Source organism: Sphingomonas chungangi (assembly GCF_013778325.1).
In the GTDB taxonomy this organism is placed as follows: Bacteria; Pseudomonadota; Alphaproteobacteria; order Sphingomonadales; family Sphingomonadaceae; genus Solisphingomonas; species Solisphingomonas chungangi.
Genome location: NZ_JACEIB010000027.1, coordinates 517,981 through 532,983 on the forward strand (window position 1 = coordinate 517,981; position 15,003 = coordinate 532,983).

The window sequence follows — 15,003 nt, forward strand, 5'->3', positions numbered from 1 at the left end:
CCTTTTAACCCTCGTCGGATCGGCTGGCCGCAGCCGCAGCCAGCGCCGTCATGTTGACGATACCCCGCGCCGTTGCGCTCGCGGTCAGCACGTGCACCGGCTTGGACATGCCGAGCAGAGCCGGGCCGACCGGCAATGCGTTGGTCGCCGCAGCGAGCAAAGTGAAGGCGATGTTGGCGGCATCCAGCGTCGGCATCACCAGCAGGTTGGCGCTGCCCTTGAGCGTGCTGGACCCCACGAGGATGTCGCGCACCGCCGGGATCAGCGCGGCGTCGGCATGCATCTCGCCGTCGATCTCCAGCTCGGGCGCGTCCTCGCGGATCAGCTTGAGCGCCTTGCGCATCTTCTTGGCCGAGGGCGAGTTGGACGCGCCGAAATTGCTGTGGCTGAGCAAGGCCGCGCGCGGCGTGATGCCGAAGCGCCGCACCGCATCGGCCGCCAGCAGCGTCATCTCGGCGATCTCCTGCGCATCGGGATCGACGTTCATGTGGGTGTCACAGAAGAACAGGGTCTTCTCGTCAACGATCAGCGCCGACATCGCGTAGATGCGCTTCAACCCGGGCAGGCGGGGGATGACGGGCAGGATGTCGGCGGTCTGCTGCCACCAGTCGGCGGTGCCGCCGCACAGCGCGCCGTCGACCAGCCCCTCGCGCAGCATCATCGCCGCGGTGATCGCCGGGCGACGGCGGATGCGATAGGCGGCGGCGCCCGGCGTCACGCCGCGCCGCTCGACCAGCCGGTTGTACGCATCGATCAGGCGGGGGACGGTCTCCTCGTCGGTCAGCGGATCGAAGATGTCGAAATCCCGGCCCTCGACCATGCGTAGGCCCAGTTCGCGGATCTTCTTCACCACCAGCTCGCGCCGCGCGACCAGCACCGGTCGCGCCAGCTTCTCGTCGATCACCACCTGGGCGGCACGCAGCACGCGCGGATCCTCGCCCTCGGCATAGGCGATCTTCTTGAGCGAGGCGCGCGCCTGCTCGAACACCGGGTGCATCAGTTGGCCGGATCGATAGGCGAAGCGCATGAGCTGCTGCTCATAGGCCGGGAAATCGTCGATCGGATGCTTGGCCACCCCCGTCTGCATGGCCGCGCGCGCCACCGCCGGCGCCACCAGCAGGGCCAGGCGCGGATCGAAGGGTTTGGGAATAATATAGTCCGGCCCGAACACGATCTGAGCGCCGCCATAAGCGCGCGTCACGCTCTCATCCGGCTCGATGCGGGCGAGCTCGGCGATCGCCTCGACGGCGGCGACCTCCATTTCGGCGTTGATCGTCGTCGCGCCGCAATCGAGCGCACCCCGGAAGATGTAAGGGAAGCACAGCACGTTGTTGACCTGGTTCGGATAATCCGAACGGCCGGTCGCCATGATCGCGTCGGGGCGGACCTGCTTGACGATCTCGGGCAGCACTTCCGGTTCGGGATTGGCGAGCGCGAGGATCAGCGGCTTTTCCGCCAGCAGCGGCAGCCACTCTTCCTTCAAGACCCTCGGTGCCGAGAGGCCCAGGAACAGGTCCGCCCCACCGATCACGTCGCCGAGCGTCCGTGCGTTGGTCTCGCGCGCGAAGGGCTCCAGCTCCGGGGTCAGCCCCTCGCGGCCCTTGTAGATCACGCCCTTGATGTCGGTGAGTGTGACATTGTCCTGCGGCAGGCCCATCGCCACCAGCAGCCGCACACAGGCCATCGCCGCCGCGCCCGCGCCCGACGTCACCACCTTCACGTCGCCGAGCTTCTTGCCCTGCAGCAGCAGCCCGTTGCGCACGGCCGCCGCGCAGACGATCGCGGTGCCGTGCTGGTCGTCGTGGAAGACCGGGATGTTCATCCGCGCGCGCAGCTTCGCCTCGATCGCGAAGCATTCCGGCGCCTTGATATCCTCCAGGTTGATCGCGCCGAAGGTCGGCTCCAGCGCTGCCACCACGTCGACGAAGCGATCGATGTCGGTCTCGTCCACCTCGATGTCGAACACGTCGATCCCGGCGAATTTCTTGAAGAGCACCGCCTTGCCCTCCATCACCGGCTTGGAGGCGAGCGCGCCGATATTGCCGAGGCCGAGCACCGCCGTGCCGTTCGAGATCACGCCGACCAGATTGGCCCGTGCCGTATATTCGCGCGCCTTGTCCGGATCCGCCGCGATGTCGAGGCAGGGCGCCGCCACGCCGGGCGAATAAGCGAGAGCAAGGTCGCGCTGCGTCTCCATCCGCTTGGTCGGCTCGATGGTGAGCTTACCGGGGCGCGGCTCGCGATGATAGGTGAGCGCGGACTGGCGGAGCGTCTCGTCCATGGTGTCTCCTTGGGGGCTGGCCGTCCCATAGCCGCAGCGTCACGGACGGTGAACCGCTTATCGCGAAAGTTTGACGACGCTCTGGCGGAGGTTCCCGAGCGCCCCCATCTGGCCGCCATCGGAAGCGTCGAAAAAGGGAACCGATCGGTGATCGACCTCTATTACTGGACCACGCCCAACGGCCACAAGATCACGATGTTTCTGGAGGAAGCCGGCCTCCCCTACACGATCCGCCCGGTGAACATCGGCAAGGGCGAGCAGTTCGAACCGGACTTCCTCTCCATCGCCCCCAACAATCGCATCCCCGCCATCGTCGACCACGAACCCAAGGGCGGCGGCGAGCCGATCGCCCTGTTCGAGAGCGGGGCGATCCTGCTCTATCTCGCCGACAAGATCGAACGCTTCGTGCCGAGCGACCCGCACGGCCGCGCCGAGGTGCTGCAATGGCTGTTCTGGCAGATGGGCGGCCTCGGCCCGATGGCCGGGCAGAACCACCATTTCAGCAATTACGCGCCCGAGAAGATTCCCTATGCGATCGACCGCTACGTGCGCGAGACGCGGCGCCTCTACGGCGTTATGGACAAGCGGCTGGCGGATCGGCCGTTCCTGGCGGGCGACGCCTATTCGATCGCGGACATGGCGAGCTATCCGTGGATCGTCCCCTACGAGCGGCAGGGGCAGAATCTGGATGACACGCCCAACCTGAAGCGCTGGTTCGAGGCGATCGCAGAGCGATCGGGGACCCGCCGAGCCTATGCGCTGTCGGACACGATCAACATCGTGCCGAGCGTGAGCGATGAGGAAAGTCGCAAGATCCTCTTCGGGCAGGGCGCCCGGTAGCTCAGCCCATCTCCACCACCGTCGAGGCGAGGCGCTCCACCTCGCCGCGATCGTGGCTGACGTAGAGGATTGGCAGGCCCAACTCGTCACGCACCCGCTCGATCAACCCCATGATTTCCTGCCGCCGCGCCGCATCGAGCGAGGCGAGCGGCTCGTCCATCAGCAGAAAGCGCGGGCCGGAGAGCAGCGCGCGACCGATCGCCACCCGCTGTGCCTCGCCACCCGAGAGCGTGCGCGGCCAGCGATCGAGCAGATGCGCGATGCCGAGGAAGTCGGCGACCTCCGCCGGCCCCATGCCCTGTCCGCCGGACCGCCGCGCGCCGTAGAGCAAATTGCCGCGCACCCGATAGTGCGGGAACAGCCGGGCATCCTGGAAGACATAGCCAGCCGCACGGCGGTCGGCGGGCACATCCACGCGCTCGCCGAACAGGGTCTCCCGGCCGACGCGGACGTGCCCGGTGTCCGGCTTGAGCAGCCCCGCCACCATCGCCAGCACGCTCGTCTTGCCGACGCCCGAGGGGCCGAACAGGGCCGTCAGCCCCGGCCCGCTGCTGAAGCGCACCGCCACCTCGGCATCCGGCCCCATGCGGCGGCGGACGTCGACGTCAAAGGACATGCTGCCCCCTTCCCGCGTCCGCCCGGCGCGAGAGGATTTCGGATGTCACCAGCGCCCCCAGCGACAGCACCACCGAGATGATCGCCAGCCGGGTCACCACGCCCTCCGATCCCGGCACCTGCAAGGCGGCGTAGATCGCGATCGGCAGTGTTTCGGTCTCGCCCGGGATGTTGGAGACGAAGGTGATGGTCGCGCCGAACTCGCCGATCGAGCGCGCGAAGCCCAGCACCGCGCCCGCAAGGATGCCCGGCAGTGCGAGCGGCACGGTGATCGTCCAGAACACCCGCCACGGCGGGGCGCCCAGCGTTCGCGCCGCGCCCTCCAGCCTCCGGTCCACCGCCTCGATCGACAGCCGCATCGCGCGCACCATCAGCGGCAGCGCCATGATCGCGGACGCCAGCGCGGCGCCGGTCCAGCGGAAGATCAGGGTCAGCCCGAACCAGTCGTGCAGAAGCCCGCCAATCGGCCCCTTCACCCCGAAGCCGATCAGCAGCAGCCAGCCCGTCACTACCGGCGGCAGCACCAGCGGCAGGTGGACCAGAGCGTCGACCAGCACCTTGCCAGGAAAGCGCGCGCGGGCGAGCAGATAGGCGAGCGCGAACGCCACCGGCGTCGCCAGCGCCACCGCCACGATCGTCACCTTCAGCGAAAGCCGGACGATCCCCCACTCTTCCGGCGTCAGCAGCATCGCCTCAGTTGGCGTTGGGGAAGTGCGCGAGAAAGCCGTACCTGCGGAAGATCGCGCGGCCTTCCTTCGAGATCACGAACAGGCGGAAGCCCTCGGCATCGGGGCTGGAGGCCGCGCTCAGCCGCGCGATCGGATAGGTGATCGGCGCGTGGCTGCTGTTCGGAAAGACACCGACGATCCGCACCTTCTTGGAGGCGAAGGCGTCAGTCGCATAGACGATGCCGTAGGGCGCCTCGCCCCGTTCCACGAAGGCCAGCGCCGAGCGCACGCTGTCGCCGCGCACCACCTTGTCCTGCACCTGAGGCCAGACGCCCAGCACCGTCAGCGCAGCCTTGCCGTACTTGCCGGCCGGCACCGAATCCGGGTCCGCCATGGCGAGCTTGCCGTCGCCCAGCGCCTTGGCGAGCGGGAAGCCGGGCTTGATCGCGATCTTGTCGGTGCCGCCGGCGGGCGCGACCAGCACCAGCGTGTTGGCGAGGAAGGAAACGCGCGTACCGGGCGCGACGAGGCCATTCTTCTGCACGTCGTCCATCCACGGCTCGTCGGCCGATATGAAGATGTCGGCCGGCGCGCCCGCGTCGATCTGCTTGGCGAGCGCGGAGGAGGCCGCGAATGAGATGGTCGGGCGATCGTGATGCTTCGCCGCCCAGGCATCGGCCACGGCGTTCAGCGATTCCTGCAGGCTGGCGGCGGCGAAGACGAGCGGCGCCTTGGCGAGCAGCGCCGAAGGCATCGACAGCGCGACAACCAGCGACAGGATCAGACGGGACATCGGGCGCATGGCAAAGGCTCCGGCGAAGGTTTCGTCGTGCATGGCTGGATATCGCGTCGAGCGCAACGACCGAGATCAGGGGTTCGCTGGCAGAGGCTCGGTACGGACGAGCCGGGCAAGAGTCGCTTCATCCTCGTGCGCTGCCTTGGCGATCGCCGCTTCCAGTGCGCGATAGGCCGCGAGCACCTCCCGTCCCCCATCGGTCAGCCGCGCTCCGCCACCTTTCGCGCCGCCCGCCGCGGCCTCGACCAGGGGCGCGGCCCAGCAACGGTTCATGGCGTCGACCAGCATCCAGGCGCGGCGATAGCTCATGCCCATCGCCCTGCCGGCTTTGGTGATCGATCCCTCGCGATCGATCGCGTCGAGCAGATCGGCCTTGCCCGGCCCCATCGCGATTTCCTCGCCGCACAGGATCCGGGCCTTGAGCTTGAGGGTCATGGCTGTTCCGCCTTGTGCAGATCCTCCGCCCGCTGCGCCTCCGCGCCGTTGGTGAGATCCGCCTGCTGCCAGCCGCCGCCCAAAGCCTGCACCAGCGCCACCGCCGCATTCTGGCGATCGACCTGCGCCTGGATCAGCGCGCGCCGCGCCGTCAGCGCCGTCGCCTGCGCGGTCGCCACATCGGTATAGGCGATGGTGCCCGCCCGATACTGGTTGAGCAGCGACTGCTCGCTCTTGTCCGCCGCGACCGAAGCCTGGCGGAGCAACGTCTCCTGCTTGGCCAGCACGACGCTGGCGACGAGATTGTCCTGCACGTCCTGGAAGGCGGTGAGCGTCACCTGCCGGTAATTGGCGACCTGCGCGTTATAGGCTTCGCGCGCCTGCCGAACGCGAGCCGATCGCGCGCCGAAATCGAGGATGGTTTCCGCCACCTGCGCACCCACCGACCAGAGCGAGGCCGCCGAGGTGAACAGGCCGGCGAGCGAATTGTTGTTGAAGCCGCCGTCGGCCGACAGGCTGACGGTCGGGAAGAAGGCCGCCTTCTCGACGCCGATCTCGGCATTGGCGGCGGCGACCTGCCGCTCGGCGGACGCGATGTCGGGCCGGCGCTGGAGGATCGCCGACGGGAGCGCCACCGGCACGTCCGGCACCGTCGGCGCCCATGTCGTGCCGATCGAAGGCAGAGTGAAGGTCGCGGGATTCTCGCCGACCAGCACCGCGATCGCATCCTCGAACTGCGTCCGCGTGCGCTTCTCGCCTTCGAGGTCGGACTGGGCGGAGGCGAGCTGGGACTGCGCCTGATAGACGTCCGAATGCGGCGCGATGCCCGCATTGTACTGGTTGGTCGTGATCTGGAGCGCGCGCTGGTAGGCGGCCAACGTGGCAGTGTAGCTGGCGATCTGCGCGTCCGATGCGCGCAGGCTCAGATAATCGGTGGCGAGCTCGCCTTCGAGCGCGAGGCGCGCATTGGCCAGATCGGCCAGCCGCGCCTGCTCGGTCGCCTTGGCGTTGGAGACGGTGTTGGCGACCTTGCCGAACAGATCCGGCTCCCAGCTCGCGCCGAGCGTCACCGCATAGTTGGTCGAGCTTTTCGAGCCAGTGGACGAGGTCGAGCCGTTGACGATGGTGCGCGAGGCGCCGGTCGCGGTATGGGTCACCGATCCGTCGAGGCTGACGGTCGGGAAGAAGCTTGCCCGCGCCTCCTTGGTCGCGGCGCGCGCCTCCCGATAAGTGGCGACGGCCTGCGCCAGCGTGTTGTTGCGCGCGATCGCCCGACCCATCAGGTCGTTGAGCGTGGCGTCGTCGAACGCCGTCCACCAGTCGCCGCGCGGGCGGTCGTCGGCGGGCGCCGCAGGCTGCCAGCCTTCGACCGGCTTCCACTGGGTCGCTGGCGGGGTCGAGGGCCGCTGATAATGCGGCGCGAAGGAACAGCCGGCGAGGAGCAGCGGCAGCAGGAGCAGGGTCTTCTTCATACGCGGATTTCTCTCAGCGGCCGGCGGCGCTGGCGGCCCTTGCGGTGCGCCAGCTTGTCGAGGCAGACATAGACGACCGGCGTGGTGATCAGGGTGAGGACCTGGCTGGCGATCAGCCCGCCGACGATCGCGACGCCGAGCGGACGGCGCAGCTCCGCACCTTCGCCGAAGCCGATCGCCAGCGGCAGCGCGCCGAGCGCGGCGGCGAGCGTCGTCATCAGGATCGGGCGGAAGCGCAGCAGCGACGCCTCGCGCGCCGCCTGTTCGGCGGTGAGGCCGCGTGCGCGCTGCGCCTCTAGGGCGAAGTCGATGATCAGGATGGCGTTCTTCTTGACGATGCCGAGCAGCAGGAACAGCCCGATCAGCGCGATGATATCGAATTGCATGCCGAGGATCATCAGCGCCAGCACCGCCCCCACGCCCGCCGCCGGCAGGGTGGAGAGCACCGTGATCGGGTGGATCAGGTTCTCGTAGAGCATGCCGAGCACGATATAGATCGTCACCAGCGCCGCCAGGATCAGCAGCGGCTGCGACCCCTGGCTCTGCTGGAAGGCCTGGGCGGTACCGGCGAACGTGCCGTGGATGTTGTTGGGCAGGCCGATCCGTGCCTCGGCGGACGCGATCTCGGTCTGCGCGTCGGACAGCGCCTTGCCGGGCTGGAGGTCGAACGAGATGGTCGCCGCAAGCTCGGTGCCCTGATGATTGACGCTGGCGGCGGTCGGCGCCTGGCTGAACGTCGCGATGGTGGGCAGCGGCACCATGTTGTGCGCGCTGGTGCTGAGCGCCGATCCGGTCGAGGGATCGCGCAGCGCCGGATTGGTCGGCACGGCGGTGGTCGTTCCGCTGGTGCTGGTGCCCGTGCTGCTCGCGCCGGTGCTGCTGGTCGTCTGCGTCGCCACCGGGCTGGCGACCGCGCTGGAGGCCCCCGACGCGCTGGTGTTCGCCGCCTGCGCGGCAGCATCCGCTGCGACCGCGTCGGCGGGGATGCGCACGTCGGGCAGGTTCTGCGGGCCGGTGGTCGCGGCCGGTCGCCAGCCGAGAATCACGCTATACTGGTTGATGTCCTCGTAGATGGTCGCGGCACTGCGCTGGCCAAAGGCGTCGTAGAGCGCGTTGTCGACGTCGAGCGGGCTGATGCCGAGGCGCGAGGCCGCGTCCTTGTCGATCGTGACGAAGCTCTCGACGCCATTTTCGGCGAGATCGCTGTCGACGTTGGTGACGACCTTGCTGTCCACCAGCGCGTCGTTGAGCTTCTGCGCCCATTTCTGCAGATCGACGACATTGTCGGCCATCAGCGTATATTGGTAGGTCGAGTTGCCCTGCCGCCCGCCGATACGCAGATCCTGCACCGGGCTCAGGAACAGGCGGATGCCGGCGACCGGCTGGAGCTTCCTCTGCAGGCGCTGGATCACGTCGGCGCTGGTGAGGCCGTGGCGCTGCCCGACCGGCTTCAGCGAGATCATGATGAAGGCGCCGCCCGCGCGGCTGCCGCCGGTGAAGCCGACGACCGACTGCACCGCCCTGTCGCCCTTGATGATCTTCACGATCGTCTGCAGCTTGTCCTGCATCGACTGGAAGGAGACGCTCTCGTCCGCCCGCACGCCCGCCATCACCAGCGGCGACTGTTGCTGCGGGAAGAAGCCCTTGGGCACCACGACGTAGAGATAGGCTGTCAGCGCGATCACCACGGCGAGCAGCACCAGCACCAGCGGCTTCATCGCCAGCGCCCAGTCGAGACTGGCGGCGTAGCATCGCTCGGCGAAACCGTAGCCGCGCTCCAAGGTGCGCGAGATGCGACCGGGAGGACCCTTCTTCTCAGTCCGCAGGAACCAGGCGCAGAGCATCGGTGTCATCGTCAGCGACAGCACGAGGCTGATCAGCACCGAGACCGACAACGTCACCGCGAACTCGCGGAACAGGCGGCCGATGATGCCGCCCATGAACAGCAGGGGGATGAACACCGCGACGAGGCTCACCGAGATGGAGAGCACCGTGAAGCCCACCTCGCGCGCACCCTGCAGCGCGGCCTCGAACCGGCCCATGCCCTGCTCCAGATGGCGGGTGGTGTTCTCCAGCACGACGATCGCGTCGTCCACCACGAAGCCCGTCGCCACCGTGATCGCCATCAGCGACAGATTGTTGAGGCTGAACCCCAGCAGGTACATCACGCCGAACGTGCCGAGCAGCGAGACGATCGTCGCGATCGCCGGGATCATCGTCGATCGCACGTCGCGCAGGAAGGCGAAGACCACGATCACCACCAGCGCCAGCGCGATGTAGACGGTGATCTCGATCTCGCGGATCGAAGCGCGGATCGAGCTGGTGCGGTCCATCGCGACGTTGATCTTGATGTCGGCGGGCAGTTGCTCCTGCATCAGCGGCAGTTCGGCGCGGATCGCATCGACCATCTGGATCAGGTTGGCGCCCGGCTGCTGCGTGATGTTGACGATGATCGCGCGCTTGCCGTTGTAGAGTCCCATCGTGTGGGTGTCGGCGACGCTGTCGGTGACGTCGGCGACGTCGCCCAGCCGCACCGGCGCGTTGTTGCGCCAAGCGATCACCAGCGACCGGTAATCCGCCGCATAGCGCCCGGCGGCGTTGGTGTAGATCTGCCACGCCCGCCCGTCCGGCGCCTGCAGCAGGCCCTTGGGGCGGTTGGCGTTGGCGGCCTCAATCGCGGCGCGCACGTCTTCCATCGCGATGCCGTAGCTGTTGAGGCGATAGGGATCGATATCGACGCGCACCGCGGGCAACGATCCGCCGCCGACCTCGACCTGCCCCACGCCCTGCACCTGCGAGATGCGCTGCTGCACCACGTTGGAGACGGCGTCGTAGATCTGCCCGGCCGTCATCGTGTCGGAAGTGAGCGCCAGCGTCACCACCGGCTGGTTGGCCGGATTGACCTTGTTGTAGGTGGGGTTCTGCTTGAGCGTCGCCGGCAGATCGACGCGGCTGGCGTTGATCGCCGCCTCCACCTCGCGCGCGGCACCGTCAATGTCCTTGGAGAGATCGAACTGCAGCGTGATCCGCGTCGAACCGAGCGACGATTGCGAGGTCATCTCGGTGACACCCGCGATGGTGGAGAGGCGCCTTTCCAGCGGGGTGGCGATGCTCTGCGCCATCACCTCGGGGCTGGCGCCGGACAAGCTCGCCGAAACGCTGATCGTCGGGAAATCGACCTGCGGCAGCGGCGCCACCGGTAGCGAGAAGAAACCCGCGATGCCCGACAGCGCCAGCCCGATCGTCAGCAGGATGGTGGCGATCGGGCGCCGGATGAAGGGCGCGGAGAGGTTCAAGGCGTAGCCTCGGGCCCGACCGGCGGGCCCTGGTCCGGCGTCGAGCCGCGCACGCCCCAGCCGCGCCGCGCGAAGAACTGCTGGCCGCGATCGAAATAGAGATAGACGATCGGCGTCGTGAAGATGGTCAGCATTTGGCTGACCAGCAGGCCGCCGAAGATCGCGATGCCGAGCGGCCGGCGCAGCTCCGCCCCCTGCCCCATGCCGACCATCAGCGGCACGGCGGCGAACAAAGCGGCCAGCGTCGTCATCAGGATCGGGCGGAAGCGCAGGATCGCGGCCTGCCGGATCGCCTCGGCCGGAGGCAGCCCCTCGTCGCGCTCGGCGGCGATGGCGAAGTCGATCATCATGATCGCGTTCTTCTTCACGATGCCGATCAGCAGCACGATGCCGATGATGCCGATGATGTCGAGATCATGGCCGGTGATCCACAATGCGAACAGCGCGCCGACGCCCGCCGAGGGCAGGGTCGAGAGAATCGTCACCGGATGGATGAAGCTCTCGTAGAGCACGCCCAGCACGATGTAGACGCACACCACCGCCGCGAGGATCAGCGCCAGCTGGTTGTTCAGCGAGGACGAGAAGGCCCCCGCCGCGCCGAGGAAGCTGGTCGAGATGCCGGGTTTCAGGCCGATCGCGTCGATCTTGCTCTGGATCGCCTTGGTCGCGGTGCCGAGCGAGACGCCGGGTGCGGTGTCGAAGCCGATCGTCGCGGCCGGGAATTGCGCGACGTGGGTGATCTGGAGCGGCGATTTGCCTTCGGTGATCGTCGCCACCGCATTGAGCGGCGTCGCGCCGCCGGATGCCGGCAGATGCAGCAGCCCTAGCGATTGCGGATCGGTGAGCAGGCCGGGCGCCGCCTCCATGATCACGCGATACTGGGTGGTCTCGGTGAAGATGGTCGAAACGATGCGCTGGCCGAACGCCGAATAGAGCGTGTCGTCCACCGACGAGGCGGTGATGTTGAGCCGCGCCGCCGCGTCGCGATCGATCGCGATGTTGGCGGAGGAACCCTCCTGCCCCGCATCGGTGGTGACGTTGCGCACCTTGGAAACCGATTGCAGCGCCTTGACGATGCGCAGCGCCTCGCTGTTCACGTCCGCCGTGTTCGATCCCTCGACTGAGAGGCGGTACTGGGTCGGCCCGCTCTCGGCATCGATCGTCAGGTCCTGCGTCGGCTGAAGATAGAGGGTGAGGCCGGGGATCTGGCCGACGGCGCGCTTGAGTCGCCGCATCACCTTTTCCTGGCTGGGATGGTCGTCCTTCAGATTGACCAGCATCGTGCCCGAATTGAGGCTGGCATTGTCCGATCCGTCCACCCCGACGAAGGACGACAGCGAATCAACCGCATCGTCCTGCAGGATCGCGTCCGCCGCGCGCTTCTGAAGCTCGGCCATGCGATCGTAGGAGATGCTGGAGGTCGCGACGATCCTCGCCTCGAGCTGACCGGTATCCTGCGTCGGGAACAGGCCCTTGGGGATGACGAGATACAGCAGCACGGTCAGCACCAGGGTGCCGATCGCCACCAGCAACGTGGCGAAGCGCCGCGCCAGAATGAAATCGAGGCCGCGCTCGTAACGTCGCTCCACCCACGTGAAGGCAGCGGCGGAGCGCTGGGCGATGCGGCTCGGCTTCTCGTCCTGCGGCGCCTTAAGCCAGCGCGCCGAGAGCATCGGCGTCAGCGTCAGCGACACCACCGCCGAAATCAGGATCGTCACCGCCAGCGTGACGGCGAACTCGCGGAACAAGCGGCCGACGATGTCGCCCATGAACAGCAAGGGGATCAGCACCGCGATCAGCGATACGGTGAGCGAGATGATCGTGAAGCCGATCTCGCCGGCGCCCTTCAACGCCGCCTCGAAGGGGGGAATGCCCTCCTCGATATGGCGCTGGATGTTCTCGATCATCACGATCGCGTCGTCGACCACGAAGCCGGTCGCGATGGTGAGCGCCATGAGGCTGAGGTTATCGAGGCTGTAGTCCAGCAGGTACATCACCCCGAACGTGCCCATCAGCGAGATCGGCACGGCAAGACCCGCCACCAGCGTCGCCCGCGCGGAGTGGAGGAAGAAGAAGATCACCAGCACGACGAGCACGACGGCCAGCACCAGCTCGAACTCGACATCGTGCACCGAAGCGCGGATGCCGGTGGTGCGGTCGGCCAGCACCTGCGTGTCGAGGCCGGCGGGCAGCTGGCGGAGCAGCTCCGGCAGTTGCGCCTTGATCGCATCCACGGTGGCGATCACGTTGGCGCCGGGCTGGCGCTGGACGTTGAGGATGATCGCCGGCGTCGTGTTGGCGAGCGCGCCGAGCCGGCTGTTCTCCGCCCCCTCCACCACCTGCGCCACGTCCTTCAGGCGGACGGGGGCGTTGTTCTGGTAGGTGACGATCAGGTTCTTGTAGTCGTCGACCGTTTCCAGCTGGTCGTTGGCGTTGATCTGGTAGGATCGGTTCGGCCCATCGAAGCTGCCCTTGGCGCTGTTGGCATTGGCATTGTCGATCGCGGTGCGCACCTGCGCGAGGCTGAGCCCGTAGCTGCTGAGCGCCTGCGTGTCGGCGCGGATCCGCATCGCCGGCTTCTGCCCGCCAGCGAGGCTGACGAGGCCGACGCCCGAAATCTGGCTGATCTTCTGGGCGAGGCGCGTATCGACCAGCGATTGCACCTGCGTCAGCGGCAGCGTCTTGGAAGTGACCGCGATCGTCATGACCGGCGCGTCGGCCGGATTGATCTTGGCATAGACCGGCGGCGCCGGCAGATCGGCCGGCAGCAGCGCGTTGGACGCGTTGATCGCCGCCTGCACCTCCTGCTCGGCGACGTCGAGGCCCTCGGTCAGCCCGAACTGGAGCGTGATCACCGAGGCGCCCGCCGAACTGGTCGAGGCCATGCGGCTGAGGCCCGGCATCTCGCCGAAATTGCGCTCCAGCGGGGCCGTCACCGTCTGGCTCATCACCTCGGGGCTGCCGCCCGGATAGAGCGTCGTCACCTGGATGGTGGGATAATCCACCTCCGGGAGCGCCGAGAGCGAGAGCGAGCGGAAGCCGACGAGGCCCGCCAGCACGATGGCGACCATGAACAGGGCCGTCGCCACCGGCCGCAGGATGAAGATGCGCGAGGGGCCCATTGTTCAGGCTATCAACCGCCGTTTCCGCCGCTGCGGCGATGGTGCTTGCCACCGTTCTTGCCGCCGCCCGCCGTTTGCGGATTGTCGCCCGGCAGCGCCACCTTGGCGCCCTCGGTCAGGCGATCGCCGCCATCGGTGACGACCGTATCGCCCACCGCGAGGCCGGTGGTGATCTGGATCTTGTCTGCGGTGTTGACGCCGGTCTTGACCACGCGCTGGGTGACGGTGCGATCGGGCTTGAGCAGCCACACGAAATCACCGTCCGGCCCGGTCCGCACGGCGGAGGGCGGCACGGTGATCGCGCCCGCCACCGTGTCGATGGTCAGCCGCACGTTGACGAACTGGCTCGGATAGAGCTGCGTCCCGTTGTTCGGGAAGCGCGCCTTGCCCTTGATCGTGCCGGTGGTGGTGTCGACCTGATTGTTCAGCGTCGAGAACTTGCCGGTGTCGAGCGTCTGCGTCCGCGTGCTGTCGAGCGCCAGCGCCGGGATCGAGGCGCCTTGCGCGATGCGCTTCTCGATGGACGGGGCCTGCTGTTGCGGGATCGCGAACTCGACGTCGATCGGCTGCAGCGTCGTCACCACCGCGATGCCGCCGGTCGTGCCGGACGAGACGTAGTTGCCGATATCCACCACGCGCAGGCCGATCCGGCCCGAAACGGGCGAGACGATCCGCGTGAAGCCGAGATTGACCTGCGCCGCCTGCACCGCGCCCTGATCGGTCATCACCGTGCCTTCGAGTTGGTGGACGGTGGCGGCCTGCGTGTCGCGATCCTGACGCGCAATCGAATCCTGCGCGTTCAGGATGTCGTAGCGCTTGAGCAGCAGCTTCGCATTCTCCAGCTGCGCCCTGTCACGCACCAGAGTGCCCTGCGCCTGCAGCAGCGCCGCCTTGTACGGGCGCGGATCGATGATCGCGAGCGCCTGGCCGCGCGACACCTTCTGACCTTCCTGGAACAGGATTTGCGTGATCGTGCCGGACACCTGGGGGATCACGGTGACGGTCGCGGCCGGGGTGACGGTGCCGAGCGCCTCGGTCTGCACCGGCAGGTCGGCGGTCGCGGCCTTGGCGGTGCCGACCGTCGTGGTCTGGCTGCGGAAGCTGAACGGCCCACCGCCGCCGCGCCCGCCACCGCCGGAGCCACCAGGGTGATGACGACCGCCGCCGCCCTGTCCGCCGCTCGACGATGAGGCGCCGTGCGACAGCCACACCGCCAGCCCGATCAACGCGAGCACGGCGACGATGCCGGCGATCCAGCTGATGATGCGGGCGCGGCCGGAGAAGCGTCGCGGCTCCTCATCCACCCAATGCGCGTGCTCCGTGTCGGGGCGCCCGGCCTCGGGCAGATGATCATCGGTCATGCAGGGTCCGTACTAGCGTTTCGACGGGGCCGTAACGGCCAACGGATGCAGCCTTATGTCAAGGTTGCAACGCCGAACACCCGCCCTCCGGAAGCCGGAAACACCTCGCACCCCTTT

Annotated in this window: 10 protein-coding genes; 1 reads left to right on the forward strand and 9 read right to left on the reverse strand. The window is 67.8% G+C overall.

What is annotated here, in order from left to right:
* Nucleotides 1–4 precede the first annotated feature (4 nt).
* Nucleotides 5–2,281: an NADP-dependent malic enzyme gene (locus HZF05_RS20405; protein WP_160364300.1), complete on the reverse strand. Its 2,277-nt coding sequence runs from the start codon at nucleotides 2,279–2,281 to the stop codon at nucleotides 5–7.
* A 147-nt stretch (nucleotides 2,282–2,428) separates the two neighbouring features.
* Here HZF05_RS20405 and HZF05_RS20410 point away from each other — a divergent pair, with 147 nt between their 5' ends.
* A complete protein-coding gene (locus tag HZF05_RS20410) occupies nucleotides 2,429–3,121 on the forward strand; it encodes a glutathione binding-like protein (protein WP_160364301.1) in 693 nt (230 codons plus the stop codon).
* Between the two features lies 1 nt (nucleotide 3,122).
* Here HZF05_RS20410 and HZF05_RS20415 read toward each other — a convergent pair whose 3' ends face one another.
* From HZF05_RS20415 to HZF05_RS20450, 8 genes are read right to left on the reverse strand one after another with little or no spacing between them, the layout of a single operon-like run.
* Nucleotides 3,123–3,737: an ATP-binding cassette domain-containing protein gene (locus HZF05_RS20415; RefSeq protein ID WP_160364302.1), complete on the reverse strand. Its 615-nt coding sequence runs from the start codon at nucleotides 3,735–3,737 to the stop codon at nucleotides 3,123–3,125.
* A complete protein-coding gene (modB, locus tag HZF05_RS20420; protein ID WP_160364303.1) occupies nucleotides 3,727–4,425 on the reverse strand; it encodes a molybdate ABC transporter permease subunit in 699 nt (232 codons plus the stop codon). The genes HZF05_RS20415 and modB overlap by 11 nt, the downstream gene beginning before the upstream one ends.
* A 4-nt stretch (nucleotides 4,426–4,429) precedes the next feature.
* A complete protein-coding gene (gene modA, locus HZF05_RS20425) occupies nucleotides 4,430–5,239 on the reverse strand; it encodes a molybdate ABC transporter substrate-binding protein (protein ID WP_425505646.1) in 810 nt (269 codons plus the stop codon).
* Nucleotides 5,240–5,272: 33 nt separating this feature from the next.
* A complete protein-coding gene (locus HZF05_RS20430; RefSeq protein WP_160364304.1) occupies nucleotides 5,273–5,635 on the reverse strand; it encodes a winged helix-turn-helix domain-containing protein in 363 nt (120 codons plus the stop codon).
* Nucleotides 5,632–7,107, reverse strand: coding sequence for an efflux transporter outer membrane subunit (locus HZF05_RS20435; RefSeq protein ID WP_160364305.1), 1,476 nt, complete (start codon nucleotides 7,105–7,107; stop codon nucleotides 5,632–5,634). Before HZF05_RS20435 ends, HZF05_RS20430 begins: the two co-directional genes overlap by 4 nt.
* Entirely contained in the window at nucleotides 7,104–10,403 is a 3,300-nt protein-coding gene (locus HZF05_RS20440; protein WP_160364306.1) for an efflux RND transporter permease subunit, read from the reverse strand. Before HZF05_RS20440 ends, HZF05_RS20435 begins: the two co-directional genes overlap by 4 nt.
* Entirely contained in the window at nucleotides 10,400–13,525 is a 3,126-nt protein-coding gene (locus HZF05_RS20445; RefSeq protein ID WP_160364307.1) for an efflux RND transporter permease subunit, read from the reverse strand. The genes HZF05_RS20440 and HZF05_RS20445 overlap by 4 nt, the downstream gene beginning before the upstream one ends.
* A gap of 11 nt (nucleotides 13,526–13,536) precedes the next feature.
* A complete protein-coding gene (locus tag HZF05_RS20450; RefSeq protein WP_160364308.1) occupies nucleotides 13,537–14,886 on the reverse strand; it encodes an efflux RND transporter periplasmic adaptor subunit in 1,350 nt (449 codons plus the stop codon).
* Nucleotides 14,887–15,003 lie beyond the last annotated feature (117 nt).